A 15,774-nucleotide genomic window follows, 5' to 3' on the forward strand; every position below is an offset into this window, starting at 1 on the left:
CCGCCGTCGATATCAATGACGCAGTTTGTAGCCGGTCGCGAGCAGCCGCATCGCGAACATCGCGAGCAGCACGAAGAAACCGGTGACGATCGCGAGGCTCGCGAGCGGGTTGATGTCGGACGCGCCGAAGAACCCGAAACGGAAGCCGTCGATCATGTAGAAAAACGGGTTGAGACGCGAGATCTCGCGCCACACGGGCGGCAGCGAGTGCGTCGAATAGAACACGCCGGACAGGAACGTCAGCGGCATGATCAGGAAGTTCTGGAACGCGGCGAGCTGGTCGAACTTCTCGGCCCAGATCCCGGCGATCAGCCCGAGCGTGCCGAGGATCGCCGAGCCGAGCAGCGCGAACGCGATGATGAACAGCGGCGCCGCGAAATGCATCGGGATAAACCAGATCGTCACGACGAACACGCCCGCGCCGACCGAGAGCCCGCGCACGACGGACGCGAGCACGTACGCGCCGAAGATGTCCTTGTAGGACAGCGGCGGCAGCAGCACGAACACGAGGTTGCCGGTGATCTTCGACTGGATCAGCGACGACGAGCTGTTCGCGAATGCGTTCTGCAGCACGCTCATCATCACGAGGCCGGGGACCAGGAAGCTCACGTACTCGACGCCCGGATACACCTCGACGCGGCCCGACAGCGCGTGGCCGAAGATCGTCAGGTACAGCAGCGCCGTCACGATCGGTGCGCAGACCGTCTGGAACGACACCTTCCAGAAACGCAGGAGTTCCTTGTAGAACAGCGTTTGAAAACCGCTCATGCCAATCCCTCGACGACTTCTGCTCCGTTCATCACCTGGACGAACACATCCTCGAGGTCGGCCTTGCGGACCTCGATCTCGTCGAACGTGCAGCCCGCCGCGCGACACTGCGCGAGAATCCGCTCGACATCGTCGTAGCTCGCGAGACGCAGCAGATGCTCGCCCGGCGCGCGTGCGGCCGGATCGGTCTCCAGCCCGCGCAGCTCGGCGGGCAGCGCGCCCGTTGCCAGCCGCAGGTACAGCTGCAAGCCCGCGAAGCGGCGCAGCAGCGCGTCGGTGCGGTCGAGCGCGACGACTTCCCCGCGACGCAGCATCGCGATGCGGTCGCACAGCGACTCGGCTTCCTCGAGGTAATGCGTGGTCAGGACGATCGTGTGGCCTTCGCGGTTCAGCCGCGAGATGAATTTCCACAGCGTCTGGCGCAGCTCGACGTCGACGCCGGCCGTCGGCTCGTCGAGCACGATCACGGGCGGCCGGTGCACGAGCGCCTGTGCGACCAGCACGCGGCGCTTCATGCCGCCCGACAGCGCGCGCATGTTCGCGTCGGCCTTCTCGGTGAGGTCGAGATTGGCCATCACTTCGTCGATCCAGTCGTCGTTGCGGCGCAGCCCGAAATAGCCGGACTGGATCCGCAGCGTCTCGCGGACGGTGAAGAACGGGTCGAACACGAGTTCCTGCGGCACGACGCCGAGCGCGCGGCGCGCACCGCGGAAGTCCTTGACGACGTCGTGGCCGCGCACCGAGATACTGCCTTCATCGGCCCGGGCGAGCCCGGCGAGGATACTGATGAGCGTGGTCTTGCCTGCGCCGTTCGGGCCGAGCAGACCGAAAAACTCGCCCTCCTCGACCGACAGGCTGACGCCCTTGAGCGCCTGAAGCGATTTGTAGCGCTTCTTGACGTGACGGATTTCTATGGCTGACATGACTGTGCGCGGCGCAAGGGCCGCGACGCCTATTCTGTGCTTGCTGCGAAAGAAAATGGGGGCCGGACGCCGATTGGCTGCCCCGCAAAACGCTTGATTATAGGGCAAACCGGCTGGTGGAGCCGGCGCCTAAGGCGTACGGCCTGAAGCGTGCGCGCGCCGGCTGGCGCGGCAGGCTTCGGTCGGACAGGGTCAATGTCGCCCGGTGCCGTCGATGAGCGCGTCGACGCCGTAGGCGCGCGCGAGGCTGGCGAGCTTCGAGGGGAGATTGAGGATGTCGAGGGTCGCGCCGCGCGCTTTGGCGGCACGTTGCCATGCGAGCAGCACGGCGAGCGCGGACGAGTCGAACTGCGTCAGCGCCGCGCAGTCGACGGCGGTTTCGCCCGCGTCGATGCGCGCGAGACCGTCCGCGAGCGCGGACTTCGCGCTCGCGACGGTCAGCGAGGAGCCGGCCGCGAAGCCGCTCACGACGCCTGCTTGCCGGCGGCAAGTTCCTGGTTGCGCTGCGTCAGGAACTTGATCAGGCCGTCCACGCCGCTTTGCTGGATCTTCTCGTTGAACTGCTGCTGGTACGTCTGGATCAGCCATGCGCCCAGCACGTTCAGGTCATACACCTTCCAGCCGTTGGCCGTCTTGTACAGGCGGTAATCGATCTGGACCGGCTGGCCGTTGTTCATCGCGACCGTCTTCACGACGACGTCGGTGTCGGCCGGATCGGCACGGAACGGCGGGTACTGGATCTGCTGGTCCGGCTTCAGCTGCGCAAGCGCGCCCGAATACGTGCGGATCAGCAGCAGCTTGAACTGCTCCTGAACCTGTTGCTGCTGCTCGGCCGACGCCGTGCGCCAGTTGCGGCCCATCGCGAGCTGCGTGGTGCGGCGGAAATCGGTGTACGGCAGGATGTCCTTGTTGACGATCGTAATGATGCGGTTGGTGTCGCCCTGCTTGATCGTCTGCTGCTTGACCTCGTCGAGCACCTGCTGCGTCGCCGTCTTGATCAGCGCCTGCGGGTTCGACTGGTCGACTTGCGCGTGAGCTGCGCTGCCGAACGAGAACAGCGCCGCGAAAACGGGAATCAGGAACAGTTTTTTCATCATGGAGACCTGCATGAAGAGTCGATGCGAAGGTTGGAGCCGGTAGATTACGCGAAGGTTCGCGTGCGCTACCGACTGAATCGTTTCCGGCTGTAACGAATGTAAGCGCGTCAGTGCAGCCGGATGCTCGGGAAGCGGAATCCGCCCGGCGACGGCGGCGCCACCTGCATCGGCGGCACGGTCGTCGCGCTGGCCGGGTTCGGCGCCTGGGCGGCACCCGACGCCGGTGCGGCAACGGCCGCGCCCGATGCGCCGGCCGGCGCCGTCGCGCCACCGACTGCCGCGGCGCCCGCCGTCCCGGCCGCACCGGCTGCCGCCGGTGCCGCGCCGTCGTCCGGCAGGTCGTACTTCGGCAGCGCATCGTTGCTCGAGGTCGTCGCGGCCTCGCCGCGCGCGTTGTCGATCAGCATCTGGCGGCGTTGCAGGTACGCGTTGCGCACGAACGAATACTTGTCGAGCGCCGCGGCATCCAGCACGTCGCCCGCGCCGAGCAGGTTCGCACGCGTGTTGACGAGGTTCACGCCGAACAGGCCCCAGCTCAGGCCGTCCGGCTTCACGTAGGTGAGCGGGTTGCCGACGTAGTCGACGCCGAGGCCGGCCGTGTCGCGCAGCGTGCTCGGGCCGAGCAGCGGCAGCACGAGATACGGACCCGACGGCATGCCGTAGCGACCCATCGTGATCCCGAAGTCGGCCGTGTGCTTCGGCAGTTTCGCGATCGTCGCGACGTCGAACAGGCCGCCGACGCCGAACACCGTGTTGATCACGACGCGCATGATGTCGCCGACGCCGTCCGCGATCCGCAGCTGCACGATATTGTTCGCCGCGATGTAGACGTCGCCGATGTTCGAGAAGAAGTTCGTCACGCTGTCGCGCACCGGCTGCGGCACCACGTACTGGTAGCCCTTCGCGACCGGTTTCAGCGCGTACGTGTCGACCGTGTCGTTGAACTTGTACATCGACCGGTTGAAGCCTTCGAGCGGATCGCCCTTGGTCGGCGTCTGCACGGTCGCGCAACCGCTCAACGCGGCGACTGCCGCCACCGCGAGCGCGGCGTGCCTGATGCGGATCGTCTGCATGGTCATTACCCTCTGGTCTTTCTCTCGTGTGGTTATTGGGCGGCCGAACCGGACACCGCGGAGGCCGGCACCGCGACCGGTGCGGGCGCCGCCGGTGCAGCCGAGGCGCCGGATGCCGGCTTCGCGCCACCCGCGTCGGCTGCCTTGCTGTACAGGAACTGGCCGATCAGATTCTCGAGCACGATCGCCGACTGCGTCATCGTGATCGTATCGCCCGCCTTCAGCATTTCGGTGTCGCCGCCCGGATCGAGGCCGATGTACTGCTCGCCGAGCAGGCCCGACGTCAGGATCTTCGCGGACGAATCCTTCGGGAACGGATACTGGCCGTCGATATCGATCGTCACCAGCGCCTGGTAGGTGTTGGGATCGAAGCCGATCGCCTTCACACGGCCGACCACGACACCCGCGCTCTTCACGGCCGCGCGCGGCTTCAGCCCGCCGATGTTGTCGAATTTCATCCGCACCGAGTAGGTCGGCTGAAACGACAGCGAGCTCATGTTGCCGACCTTGAGCGCCAGGAACAGCACCGCAAGGAAGCCCACCACCACGAACAGGCCGACCCAGAAGTCGAGAGCAGTCTTTTTCATCGTCATCCCAAAATTTGGCTTGGCTGAGGCTTAGCTGAACATCAGCGCGGTCAGCAGGAAATCGAGGCCGAGTACGGCGAGCGACGCGAACACGACCGTCTTGGTCGTCGCGCGCGACACGCCCTCGGGCGTGGGCTTCGCTTCATACCCTTGAAACAGCGCAATGAAGGTCACGGCGAACCCGAACACGATGCTCTTGATCACGCCGTTGCCGACGTCGGCCCATACCTGGACCCCGCCCTGCATCTGCGACCAGAACGCGCCCGGATCGACGCCGATCAGCACGACCCCGACGAAATAACCGCCGAGCACGCCGACCGCGTTGAAGATCGCGGCGAGCAGCGGCATCGCGATGATGCCGGCCCACAGGCGCGGCGCGATCACCGTCTTGACCGGGTCGACGGCCATCATCTCGAGCGCGGTGAGCTGCTCGCCGGCCTTCATCAGGCCGATCTCGGCCGTCAGCGACGTGCCCGCGCGGCCCGCGAACAGCAGCGCGGTCACGACCGGGCCGAGCTCGCGCACGAGCGACAGCGCGACCAGCAGGCCGAGCGCCTGCTCGGACCCGTAGCGATTCAGCGTGTAATAACCCTGCAGGCCGAGCACGAAGCCGACGAACAGGCCCGACACGGCGATGATCACGAACGAATAGTTGCCGAGGAAGTGGATCTGCTTCGTGACCAGCCGCGGCCGGCGCAACAGCGGGAAGAATTCCAGCACGAGGCGCACGAACAGCCGCGTGCCGTAGCCCGCGCGCTCGAGGCCGCCGATGACGTAACGTCCGATCGCGCTGATCATGCGCGCCCTCCGCCGAGCCCGAAATCCGCTGCCAGCGGCGGGCTCGTGTAATGAAATTTGAACGGGCCGTCCGGCGCGCCGTCGATGAATTGGCGCACGCTCGGGTCGGTCGATGCGCGCAGCTCGTCGGGCGTACCCTGCGCGAGCACGCCGCCGTTGGCCAGAAAATACACGTAGTCGGCGATCGCGAACGATTCCGGCACGTCGTGCGTGACGAGGATCGACGTCGCTCCGAGCGCCTCGTTCAGCGTGCGGATCAGGTTCGCGGTGATGCCGAGCGAGATCGGATCGAGGCCCGCGAACGGTTCGTCGTACATGATGAGCTGCGGGTCGAGCGCGATCGCGCGCGCGAGCGCGATGCGGCGCGCCATCCCGCCCGACACCTCGGACGGCATCAGGTCTCGCGCGCCGCGCAGGCCGACCGCATTGAGCTTCATCAGCACCAGATCGCGGATCAGGTCGTCGGGCAGGTCGGTGTGTTCGCGCAGCGCGAACGCGACGTTCTCGAACACGGACATGTCGGTAAACAGCGCGCCGAACTGGAACAGCATGCCCATCTTGCGGCGCAGCGCGTACAGGCCGTCGCGCGTCTGCGCGCCGACGTCGGCGCCGTCGAACAGCACCTGGCCGCGGCGTGCGCGCACCAGCCCGCCGATCAGGCGCAGCACGGTCGTCTTGCCGCAACCCGACCCGCCCATGACGGCGACGACCTGGCCGCGCCCGAAGCGCATGTTCAGGTTCGACAGGACGAGGCGGTCGCCGTAGCCAAAGTCGACGTCGCGAAGTTCCAGCAGGGTCTCGGTAGGAGTGGGGCTCACGGAGCTGACAGTCCTTTTACGCAGAACGCCGAATTATAGGGCCTGCATTGGAATGATGTCGTGACGCCGTTCCGGGCCCTGCGGTCAATGATTGTCAAATTGTCGGGCAAAGCATTGCTGCAATGCAACAATCGCCGCCCGATAATCGATCGCGCCCGTTACCGCACTGACGACCGCGACGCTGCCGACGCCCGTCGCCAGCACGTCCGGCAACGCGTCGAGCCCCACGCCGCCGATCGCGACGAGCGGCGCCCGCGCCCCCGCGAAGCGCGCATAGCGGACAATTCTCGCCAGGCCCTGCGGCGGCGCCGCGACTGCCTTGGTCGCGGTCGCGTAGACGGGACCGAGCGCCAGATAGCTCGGGCGCTCGTGCAAGGCCCGCAACATCTCGTAATAACCGTGGCTCGACAGCCCGAGCCGCAGGCCGGCGCGCGCGATCGCGGCCAGATCGGCCGTTTCCAGATCCTCCTGGCCCAGATGTACGCCGTACGCACCCTCTTCTACTGCGATCTGCCAGTGATCGTTGATGAACACGCGCGCATCGGGATAGCGGCGCCCTGCCGCGACCGCGCGCGCGATCTCCCGGCGCAATGCGTCCGGCTCCGCGCCTTTCACGCGCAGCTGCACGGTCCGCGCGCCGCATTCCAGCACGCGCTCGACCCATTCGGCATCCGGGACGACCGGATACAGGCCCAGTTGCGCGGGGCACGGCGGGAATGCCGGCTCCGGTGCGGCGGCCAGGCCGGCGACACGCGGAAACCGTGCCGCGTCGACCGGCCACGCATCGGCATCGCGCGTTTCGTCGCCGTCGCGCCACGCCAGCGCGAGCACCAGCGCGTCGATCGGCGCGAAACCGCAGTCGAGGAACGCGGCGAGCGCCGCGATCCAGTCGTCGGCGAGCGGATGCGCGGCTTCCAGCGCGTGGCGCACGCCCGCGGCATGCAGCACGGCGCCGCGCTCGTCGAATTCGATCGCGACCGCATCCGGCGATGCGGGGCGCGATGCGGCCGACGCGCGCGCCTGCGCGGCACGGTCGCCGGCCGACACGATCAGCACGTCGCCGTCGGCCGGCACGTCGGGCGCCACGACGCAGAGCCGCCACGGCGTCGTGCCGGCCGGCCAGTCGCCGAGGCGCGCGCGAATCCGCTCGGCCGCTTCGGCCAGCTCGTCGGCCGGCGGCCAGAAGGCATCGGCGAAGCGCGCGCTCATGCGCCGCCCCCGTCCTGGTGCCAGAACGGCATCCCGACGACCGGCGTGCTCGCATGCGCGGTCTCGCGCGCATCCATCGGCCCGGCGAGGTAGGCCGCACGGCCGGCCTCGACGCCCTGCGCGAACGCGCGCGCCATGATCTCCGGGTGCGTGGCCTGCGACACGGCCGTGTTCAGCAGCACGCCGTCGAAACCCCACTCCATCACCTGGCACGCGTGCGACGGCACCCCGAGCCCCGCGTCGACGATCAGCGGCACGTCCGGCAGCCGCTCGCGCAACACGCGCAGCCCGTACGGGTTCACGACGCCCTTGCCGGTGCCGATCGGCGCGCCCCACGGCATCAGCGCCTCGCAACCGACGTCGAGCAGGCGCCGGCCGATCACGAGATCCTCGGTGCAGTAAGGCAGCACCTTGAAGCCGTCCTTGACCAGTTGCGCGGCCGCCTCGATCAGCCCGACCGGGTCGGGCTGCAGCGTGTAGTCGTCGCCGATCAGCTCGAGCTTGATCCAGTCGGTGTCGAACACCTCGCGCGCCATGTGCGCGGTCGTCACCGCCTCGGCGACGGTCTGGCAGCCGGCCGTGTTCGGCAGCAGCGGCACCGCGTGACGCTTGAGCAGGTCGAAGAAACCGGCCTCGGCGGTGCCGCCGGTCATCTGGCGGCGCAGCGCGACCGTCACCATCCCGGGGCGCGACGCGGCGATCGAGTCGGACAGCGACTGCAGCGACGGATAGCGCGACGTGCCAAGCAGCACGCGGCTTGCGAAGGTTTCGCCGTACAGCGTCAGCGCGTCGGCGGAAGTGAGGGACGTCATGTCGTTTTCCTGGAAGAGCGGGGGCGAACCGGCGGCGCTCAGCCGCCCGCGACGGGGTGCACCACGTCGAGCTTGTCGCCCGTCGCGAGCGCGCGCGCCGCATGCTGCGTGCGCGCGACGAAATTGCCGTTCAGCGCGACCGCGTACGGCGGACGCGCGCCGTACGCGGCGAGCGCGTCGGCCACCGTCGCGCCGTCGGGCAGCGTCAGCGTCTGTTGGTTGATCTGGATATCCATGAGGCTTGATCGAATTCGGTCGGCGGCGCGCGTCAGGCCGGCTGGCGCGCGTCGTCGCGGTGATGAAGGAGCGTCGGCCAGCGCGCGGCATCGCGCCACGCGGCGAACGCGTCGGCATCGGCGAACGTGCCGCCGAGCGCGGCGTGCGCGAACGCGACCGCCGCATGCGCGACTTCCGGCGCGATCATGAAGCCGTGCCGGTACAGGCCGTTGACGGCGAGCGTCGTCGCGCCGTCCCAGATCACCGCCGGGCGATGGTCGGGCAGCGTCGGGCGGCACTGCGCGTTGAGTTCGAGGATGCGCGCCTCGCCGAATGCCGGGTGCACGGAGAACGCCGCGCTCAGCAGTTCGAGCGCCGAGCGCACGCTGACGGGCGACATGTCCTCGCCCTCCACCTCGGTTGCGCCGATCACGTACAGGTCGTCCTGTTTCGGCGCGATGTACAGCGGATAGCGCGGATGCAGCAGCCGCACGGGCCGCGTGAGCCCGATGCCGGGCGCATGCACGCGCGCGACTTCGCCGCGGATGCCGCGCAGCGCGGGCAGCGCGGATTTCGCGCCGAGCCCACGGCAATCGATCGTGAAATGCGCGTCGGGCCGGTTCGCGTCGTCGATCGTCGCGTGCCAGTGCAGCTCGACGCCGCGTTGCGCGAGGCCCGCCGCGAGCGCGCACAGCGCCTGCCGGTTGTCGAGCTGCCCTTCGCGCGGCAGCATCAGGCCGCGCGCGAAGCGCCCCGCGAGCGCGGGCTCGGCCGCGTCGACCTGCGCACCGGCCAGCGCGACGAAGCCGCCGTCGAACAGCTCGGCCGGCGCGTTCGCGCGCACGCGCCGCTCGAACAACGGCGCCTCGGCACGATCCGCGTGATGCCAGACGACGAGCGTGCCGTGCTGCTGGAAGAACACCGGTTCGGGCAGTTCCGCGAGCCATTGCGGCCAGCGCGCGAGCGATGCGGCGCCGAGCTCGGTGATCAGCAGCTCGGCACTCGCCGCCTCGGCGAGCGGCGCGAGCATCGCGGCCGCGACCCACGCGGCCGACTGCTCGCCGTCCGGGCCGCCGCGTTCGTACAGCGCGACGCGATGCCCGTCGCCCGCGAGCCGCCACGCAATCAGGCGGCCGACGAGGCCGCCGCCGAGTACCGCGAAATCCGGCCGGGAAGCATGGAGGTTCATCGCGCCCCCTCCCCGCGAACCAGGCGGGCGCATGCGACGGACGTCGACGCGCGCACACGGTCCCGTGCAGACGCACGCGACAGCGGATCGGGAACAGCGCAAAAGACTGAAGATTGAGCGGTCATCATTCCTTCCGTAACGCGCGACGCGCGTACCCAAAAGGACGAAACCGGCAGCAAAGGCCGGCCGGGCGGGACTCGGGCGCTGACCATGTGGGATGGCGGCCAGCGCGGCCCGGCGGGATCAGAAACTTCCCTCGCCGGTATTACCCGGATCGGGTGCGAAGGGTCTTTCTCAGCCTCGCCGCGTTGCCCGGAACTGTCCGTCGGCCGCGCTCGAAGCACCCCTGTTTCGTCGTCGGCCATTAGACCATAAAAGCGGAAAGCGCCGCAAACTGTCCCCTTGCGGCAAATTCGCCGTCGGGCCGCGCCGCTCTGGCACAATGCCCGCAGGCCGGCCGCGCGAGCGGCCGGTTGCCGCGTCACCGCCGGCCTTAAGTGCCGTTTAAGACGCGCGGGCCACCATCCGGACGCCCGCCGTCAGTCGGCACCTCGTCCCGGCATGCCGTATCGCGGCGCGCGTCCGGCTCCGCCCGGCCCGCGCGCCGGCTACTCATCAGGAAGCACATGACCCAATCGATCGATCCCGTCCGCTCCGCCTCCGACGCGCCGCAGGACGAGCGCCCGGTATCCGCATGGAGCCTCATCAAGCCCTACTGGGTGTCGTCCGAATGGAAAGTCGCGTGGGGGCTGCTGGTCACGATCATCGCGATCAACCTCTGCGTGGTCTGGATCAACGTCAAGCTGAACAAGTGGAACGCGCAGTTCTACAACGCGCTGCAGTCGAAGGACGTCCACGACTTCCCGAACCTGCTGATGCAGTTCTCCGCGCTCGCGTTCGGCTTCATCATCCTCGCGGTGTACGGACGCTACCTGCGCCAGATGCTCGGGTTCCGCTGGCGCCAGTGGCTGACCGACCGCTTTCTCGGCCAGTGGCTCGGCGATCGCGCGTTCTACCGGATCGAACGCGACCGCCTCGCCGACAACCCCGACCAGCGGATCACCGACGACCTCCAGTCGTTCGCGACGACGACGCTCGCGCTGTCGCTCGACCTGCTGTCGACGGTCGTCACGCTCGTGTCGTTCATCACGATCCTGTGGTCGCTCGCCGGCGCGCTCACGCTCTCGCTCGGCGCAACGCCGATCACGATCCCCGGCTACATGGTGTGGGCGGCCGCGCTGTACGCGGTGGTCGGCTCGCTGATCATCCAGAAGGTCGGTCACCCGCTCGTGTCGATCAACTACCAGCAGCAGCGCGTCGAGGCCGACTTCCGCTTCGGGCTGATCCGCGTGCGCGAGAACGCCGAGCAGATCGCGTTCTACGATGGCGAAAAAACCGAGACCGCCAACGCGCAGAGCCTGTTCACGCGCATTCGCGACAACTGGTGGCGCGTGATGAAGTACACGAAGCGCCTCACGTTCGTGCTGAGCTTCTACGGGCAGATCGCGATCATCTTCCCGCTCGTCGTCGCGGCGCCGCGCTATTTCGCCGGCGCGTTCTCGTTCGGCGTGCTGATGCAGATCTCGTCCGCGTTCGGCACCGTCAGCGATTCGTTCTCGTGGTTCATCAACAGTTACTCGACCCTCGTCGAATGGCGCGCCACCGTCAACCGTCTGCGTGAATTCAAGCGCGTGATGGGCACGTCGCACCTGAAGGAAAGCCTGTCGCCCGCGACCGAGCACGGCGGCATCAACCTGCACTACGTCGATGCCGCGAAGCTGTCGACGTCGTCGCTGAAGCTCGCGCTGCCGAACGGCAACGCGCTCGCGAACATCGGCAACGTGACGATCGAACCCGGCTCGCGCTGGCTCGTGATCGGCAAGTCGGGTTCCGGCAAGAGCACGTTCATGCGCGCGCTCGCGGGCCTCTGGCCGTTCGGCGACGGCGCGATCGACGCGCCGGTCGGCGCGCGGATGATGTTCGTGCCGCAGACGAGTTACCTGCCGATCGGCACGCTGAAAGCAGCGCTCACGTATCCGGCCGCGCCCGACACGTTCACCGACGACGCGTGCCGCGACGCGCTGCGCGCGTGCCGCCTCGAAGACTACGTCGAGCGCCTCGGCGAGACCGGCCACTGGACGCGCGTGCTGTCGCCGGGCGAACAGCAGCGTCTCGCCGGCGCGCGCGTGCTGCTTCACAAGCCGGACTTCCTGTTCCTCGACGAAGCGACGAGCGCGCTCGACGCGGACAACGAAGCGCGGCTCTACCACCTGTTCGCCGAACGGCTGCCGAAGGCCGCGATCGTCAGCATCGCGCACCGCGAGTCGCTGGCCGCGTTCCACGTCGGCACGATCAACGTCGAACGCGTGAACGACAGCGACAAGGTCGCCGCGTAACCGCACAACAGAAGGCCGGCGCATGCCGCGCCGGCCTTCTCTTCCGCGTCCTTCCCGTCTTCCCGTCTTCCCGTCTTCCCGTCTTCCCGTCTTCCCGTCTTCCCGTCTTCCCGTCTTCCCGTCTTCCCGTCTTCCCGTCTTCCCGTCTTCCCGCCTTCCCGCCTTCCCGTCTTCCCGCCTTCCCGTCTTCCCGCTACGCCGGCACGATCGGCACCGACACGATCGGCACATGCGACACGCCGTCGTGCGACAACCGGCTTTCAAATAGCGTCAGCGCGACGAAACGCAGCGCAACCGGCCGCCCGGTCGCGCCGCCGTGCGCGGGCTGCCCGTCCGCGTCGCGCGGCAGCCGCGCGAGCGTGACGTGCGGCCGGAACGGCCGGCGGTCGGCCGGCACGCCCAGCTCGCGCAGCAGCGAGGACAACTCGGCATTCAGCGCCGCACAGGCGGGATCGGGCGCGAGTTCCGCGACGATCAGCCTCGCGCGCGGCAGGCTCGGCCACCATGCAATTCGCTCGACCGGCTGCAACGGCAAAGCATGCGCGGCCGCGAGCGCCGGCAGGCGTGCGGCCAGCGCGTCGCAACGCGCGCGTTCGATCGCGCCGATGAACGCGAGCGTCACGTGCAGTTGCGCGGGCAGCGTGCGCCGCGCGCCGCGGGTGACCGGCAGCGCGTGCAACGCATCGCGCGACGCCGTATCGGGCATCAGTGCGACGAACACACGGAGCCGGTCGCCGTTCATGACTCGCGCACCGCCACGCGTGCTTCGGCCACCACTTCGACAGGCGCCGCTCGCTGCGGCAGCGGGCCGTGCTCGCCCCACACGTCGGCCGGCAGCACGTGAGCGAGTTCGGGAACGAACGCCGACGACATCCCGACGAGCGCCGTCATCCACATCCGGAAGATCGCGCCCGCCCCGCCGACCGTCAGCGCGACCGCGACGCCGGGGATGTTGCCGGCGCCGAGCAGCAGTGCGATCAGCACGTCATTCCACAACACGCCGTTGGCGGCGTCGATCAACCCATGCACGAATGCCTCCATCCAGAGTCGTTGTAAATGGGGTCGTCATACGCGGCGGCCGTGTGAACACGGCGAAGACAGTTCTCAATGGTTATTACAAAACGAAAGGCTTCGAAATCGCGAAACGAAACATCAACGCCCGATGTGATCAGGTTAGGCGACGCTTCGGGAAGATGCGGGACGCGCAACGGGGGGAGCAAGCGGCGCATGCATGCCTGGGACTCGTGTGTGCCGCGAAGCCACGCACTTCGTCACGCGGAGTGGTTGGCGCGGCGCCAAGTAGCGATCCAGTCCGAAAATAGCGCGGTGGGCGATTCGCGGCTTTTCGCACCGGAAAACGTTCGCAATAGCGGAGCGCCAAATAGAAATCACGACGAAAAACAAAACCCGCCATTGAACCGGCTTTTCATGCCATCCGATTAGCCATGGAAAATTTCTCAAAACGCGAGCATGCCAAAGCAGAAATTAATGCGGCGAACCGAAGCGGTTTTCCAGGTCACGGCATTCGCGCACGGAATGGGCCGCCCCGTTGCCGCCACGGGCACCACCTTCCCGTGGCGACAACGAACCGTTCTTATGCTCGTAGCGATTGCGGCGCTCTTTCGGCGACTGCCTGGAAGGCATGAACCGGCGTCCATTGCTGTGCGTGGGTCCCGTTGTAGGGGAATGCCCAGACGAGGTTGTTCGCTTGCAGGCTATCGTAATGGTCGTCGATCACGAGGCCTGTGTTGGCGAGGGACGTAATATATCCCGGGCGAATCGAAATGCTCCAGCGCTGCGACGGCGCCCCCGTGAACGGACGCAGGACCAGCGGCGTCTCGGGCGCGACCTTCCCGTCTGCGAAGTCGACCGCCAGCTTGCCGCCGCCGTTCGAATCGCTGAAATCCAGAATGATGCAACCGTGGGTGGGATCGTAGTCCCACAGGGTCTGCACATTCGGGTCGGTGAAGTAGCGCAGTTGTACCGGGGCATTGGGGCCGATCACGTTGCCGTTGGTATTGTTCTGGGCAACACCGAGGACGCGCGTGGGGTCTTGCGTAAACTGAAACGACATCGATATATACGCCATGATTTTCTCCAAAAAGTATGAAAACCAGACCTTTTTCATGCACCTGAATTAATCAGGCGAAAATCACTATAGGTGGCGATAGACCCCAATTCAATCTCTACCTCAATATATCGTTTGATATTTTTGTTTTTATAAATTGTCGATTTAATTGCTGCTTTATTGATTGCCGGCATCGCTCGGCCCAATAAAAAAACCGGGCGCCCTTTCGGACGCCCGGCCGTCTTCGAAACCCGCTCGCGCGCTTCAGCTCAGCGCGGCAGTTCCGAATGCCCCATCAGGTACGCGTCGACCGAGCGCGCGCACTGGCGGCCTTCGCGGATCGCCCAGACGACGAGCGACTGGCCGCGACGCATGTCGCCTGCCGCGAACACCTTGTCGACCGACGTGTAGTACGAGCGATCGCCTTCGGTCGCCGCGCGCGCGTTGCCGCGTGCATCCTTCGCGACGCCGAATGCCTCGAGCACGGTGGCTGCCGGCTGCGTGAAGCCCATCGCGAGCAGCACCAGGTCGGCCTTCATCTCGAACTCGGAGCCCGGCACTTCCTGCATCTTGCCGTCCTTCCACTCGACGCGCACCGCGATCAGCTTCTCGACCTTGCCGTTCTTGCCTTCGAGACGCTTGGTCGCAACCGCCCAGTCACGCTCGCAGCCTTCCTCGTGCGACGACGACGTGCGCAGCTTGATCGGCCAGTACGGCCACACGAGCGGCTTGTTTTCCTCTTCCGGCGGCTGCGGCAGCAGTTCGAACTGCGTGACCTGCTTCGCGCCGTGACGGTTCGACGTGCCGACGCAGTCCGAACCCGTATCGCCGCCGCCGATCACGATCACGTGCTTGCCCTTCGCGAGCAGCTGGTCGGCGAGCTTGTCGCCCGCGTTCACGCGGTTCTGCTGCGGCAGGAAGTCCATCGCGAAATGCACGCCGGCGAGCTCGCGGCCCGGCACCGGCAGGTCGCGCGGCGTTTCCGAACCGCCCGCGATCACGACCGCGTCGAATTCTTCCTTCAGCGTGTCCGGCGAAATGGTTTCCTTCGCGAGGCTGCCGATCGACTCGGGCAGCGGATCCTTGCCGATGAACACGCTGGTGCGGAACGTCACGCCTTCCGCTTCCATCTGGCGCATGCGGCGATCGATCAGCCACTTCTCGAGCTTGAAGTCGGGGATCCCGTAACGCAGCAGGCCGCCGACGCGATCGTTCTTCTCGAACACCGTCACGTCGTGGCCGGCACGCGCGAGCTGCTGCGCAGCGGCGAGGCCCGCGGGGCCCGAACCGACGACCGCGACCTTCTTCCCGGTCTTGTGTTCCGCCGGCAGCGGCTTCACCCAGCCTTCGGCCCAGGCCTTGTCGATGATCGCGTGCTCGATCGACTTGATGCCGACCGGATCGTTGTTGATCCCGAGCGTGCAGGCTGCCTCGCACGGCGCCGGGCAGATGCGGCCCGTGAACTCGGGGAAGTTGTTGGTCGAATGCAGGACTTCGATCGCCTGCTGCCAGTCCTGGCGGTAAACGAGATCGTTGAAGTCAGGAATGATGTTGTTGACCGGGCAGCCGTTGTTGCAGAACGGGATGCCGCAGTCCATGCAGCGTGCGCCCTGGACCTTCGCGTCCGCGTCGGTCAGCGCCGCGACGAATTCCTTGTAGTGCTTCACGCGCGTGAGCGGTGCTTCGTACGCCTCGTGGCGGCGTTCGAACTCCAGAAAACCGGTTGCCTTGCCCATAAGGTGCTCTTCTGTTCGGTGTATCGGGTGGGGGAGCCGCGCGCGGCCGTCAGGCGCGCGCGGCATTCGCTATGTCGTTCGTCG

At 67.2% G+C, this 15,774-nt stretch carries 16 protein-coding genes, 1 pseudogene and 1 riboswitch; of the genes and pseudogenes, 1 reads left to right on the plus strand and 16 read right to left on the minus strand.

Annotation, left to right across the window (positions count from 1 at the left end; translation table 11 throughout):
- Positions 1-12: 12 nt before the first annotated feature.
- The 12 genes from U4Z64_RS23440 to U4Z64_RS23495 form a co-directional block, all read right to left on the minus strand.
- The gene (locus U4Z64_RS23440) at positions 13-768 is read right to left on the minus strand and encodes an ABC transporter permease (RefSeq protein ID WP_044845960.1); all 756 of its coding nucleotides are present in this window, start codon (positions 766-768) and stop codon (positions 13-15) included.
- Positions 765-1,691: an ABC transporter ATP-binding protein gene (locus U4Z64_RS23445; protein ID WP_044845961.1), complete on the minus strand. Its 927-nt coding sequence runs from the start codon at positions 1,689-1,691 to the stop codon at positions 765-767. Before U4Z64_RS23445 ends, U4Z64_RS23440 begins: the two co-directional genes overlap by 4 nt.
- Positions 1,692-1,883: 192 nt before the next feature.
- Complete coding sequence (locus U4Z64_RS23450; protein WP_044845962.1) at positions 1,884-2,159, minus strand: lipid asymmetry maintenance protein MlaB; 276 nt, start codon at positions 2,157-2,159, stop codon at positions 1,884-1,886.
- Positions 2,156-2,785, minus strand: a complete 630-nt coding sequence (locus tag U4Z64_RS23455; RefSeq protein ID WP_044846000.1) for a phospholipid-binding protein MlaC — start codon at positions 2,783-2,785, stop codon at positions 2,156-2,158. The genes U4Z64_RS23450 and U4Z64_RS23455 overlap by 4 nt, the downstream gene beginning before the upstream one ends.
- 110 nt (positions 2,786-2,895) lie before the next feature.
- Positions 2,896-3,861, minus strand: coding sequence for a VacJ family lipoprotein (locus U4Z64_RS23460; protein ID WP_321821244.1), 966 nt, complete (start codon positions 3,859-3,861; stop codon positions 2,896-2,898).
- A gap of 32 nt (positions 3,862-3,893) precedes the next feature.
- Positions 3,894-4,454 carry an outer membrane lipid asymmetry maintenance protein MlaD gene (mlaD, locus tag U4Z64_RS23465; protein WP_044845964.1) on the minus strand — a complete coding sequence of 187 codons (561 nt, stop codon included), beginning with the start codon at positions 4,452-4,454 and terminating at the stop codon, positions 3,894-3,896.
- A gap of 24 nt (positions 4,455-4,478) precedes the next feature.
- Positions 4,479-5,246, minus strand: coding sequence for a lipid asymmetry maintenance ABC transporter permease subunit MlaE (gene mlaE, locus U4Z64_RS23470; RefSeq protein ID WP_006762098.1), 768 nt, complete (start codon positions 5,244-5,246; stop codon positions 4,479-4,481).
- Positions 5,243-6,064 (minus strand): ABC transporter ATP-binding protein, encoded by an 822-nt coding sequence (locus tag U4Z64_RS23475; RefSeq protein WP_044845966.1) that lies wholly within the window; start codon positions 6,062-6,064, stop codon positions 5,243-5,245. Before U4Z64_RS23475 ends, mlaE begins: the two co-directional genes overlap by 4 nt.
- 84 nt (positions 6,065-6,148) lie before the next feature.
- Positions 6,149-7,273 carry a thiamine phosphate synthase gene (thiE, locus tag U4Z64_RS23480; protein WP_321801619.1) on the minus strand — a complete coding sequence of 375 codons (1,125 nt, stop codon included), beginning with the start codon at positions 7,271-7,273 and terminating at the stop codon, positions 6,149-6,151.
- Positions 7,270-8,085, minus strand: coding sequence for a thiazole synthase (locus tag U4Z64_RS23485; protein WP_039322226.1), 816 nt, complete (start codon positions 8,083-8,085; stop codon positions 7,270-7,272). Before U4Z64_RS23485 ends, thiE begins: the two co-directional genes overlap by 4 nt.
- Before the next feature lie 38 nt (positions 8,086-8,123).
- Positions 8,124-8,321 carry a sulfur carrier protein ThiS gene (gene thiS, locus U4Z64_RS23490; RefSeq protein ID WP_014898319.1) on the minus strand — a complete coding sequence of 66 codons (198 nt, stop codon included), beginning with the start codon at positions 8,319-8,321 and terminating at the stop codon, positions 8,124-8,126.
- A 32-nt stretch (positions 8,322-8,353) separates the two neighbouring features.
- Positions 8,354-9,490 (minus strand): FAD-dependent oxidoreductase, encoded by a 1,137-nt coding sequence (locus U4Z64_RS23495; RefSeq protein WP_321821234.1) that lies wholly within the window; start codon positions 9,488-9,490, stop codon positions 8,354-8,356.
- Positions 9,491-9,724: 234 nt separating this feature from the next.
- A riboswitch (TPP riboswitch) is annotated at positions 9,725-9,848 on the minus strand.
- Positions 9,849-10,116: 268 nt separating this feature from the next.
- On the opposite strand from U4Z64_RS23495, the gene U4Z64_RS23500 reads away from it, so the two are divergent.
- Complete coding sequence (locus tag U4Z64_RS23500; RefSeq protein WP_044845970.1) at positions 10,117-11,886, plus strand: ABC transporter ATP-binding protein/permease; 1,770 nt, start codon at positions 10,117-10,119, stop codon at positions 11,884-11,886.
- 193 nt (positions 11,887-12,079) lie between these two features.
- On the opposite strand, the gene thpR is transcribed toward U4Z64_RS23500, so the two are convergent.
- The 4 genes and pseudogenes from thpR to U4Z64_RS23520 all read right to left on the minus strand — a co-directional run bounded on the left by thpR (position 12,080) and on the right by U4Z64_RS23520 (position 15,690).
- A complete protein-coding gene (thpR, locus tag U4Z64_RS23505) occupies positions 12,080-12,628 on the minus strand; it encodes an RNA 2',3'-cyclic phosphodiesterase (RefSeq protein ID WP_044845971.1) in 549 nt (182 codons plus the stop codon).
- A 113-nt stretch (positions 12,629-12,741) separates the two neighbouring features.
- Positions 12,742-12,927 (minus strand): annotated as a pseudogene (locus U4Z64_RS23510) (alanine:cation symporter family protein); the annotation flags it as partial.
- A gap of 553 nt (positions 12,928-13,480) precedes the next feature.
- On the minus strand, positions 13,481-14,014 hold the full coding sequence (locus tag U4Z64_RS23515; protein WP_257775430.1) for an RICIN domain-containing protein: 534 nt from the start codon (positions 14,012-14,014) through the stop codon (positions 13,481-13,483).
- A gap of 209 nt (positions 14,015-14,223) precedes the next feature.
- Positions 14,224-15,690: a glutamate synthase subunit beta gene (locus tag U4Z64_RS23520; protein ID WP_044845973.1), complete on the minus strand. Its 1,467-nt coding sequence runs from the start codon at positions 15,688-15,690 to the stop codon at positions 14,224-14,226.
- Between the last annotated feature and the right edge of the window lie 84 nt (positions 15,691-15,774).

The organism is Burkholderia sp. BCC1996 (assembly GCF_905339955.1).
Taxonomy (GTDB): Bacteria; Pseudomonadota; Gammaproteobacteria; order Burkholderiales; family Burkholderiaceae; genus Burkholderia.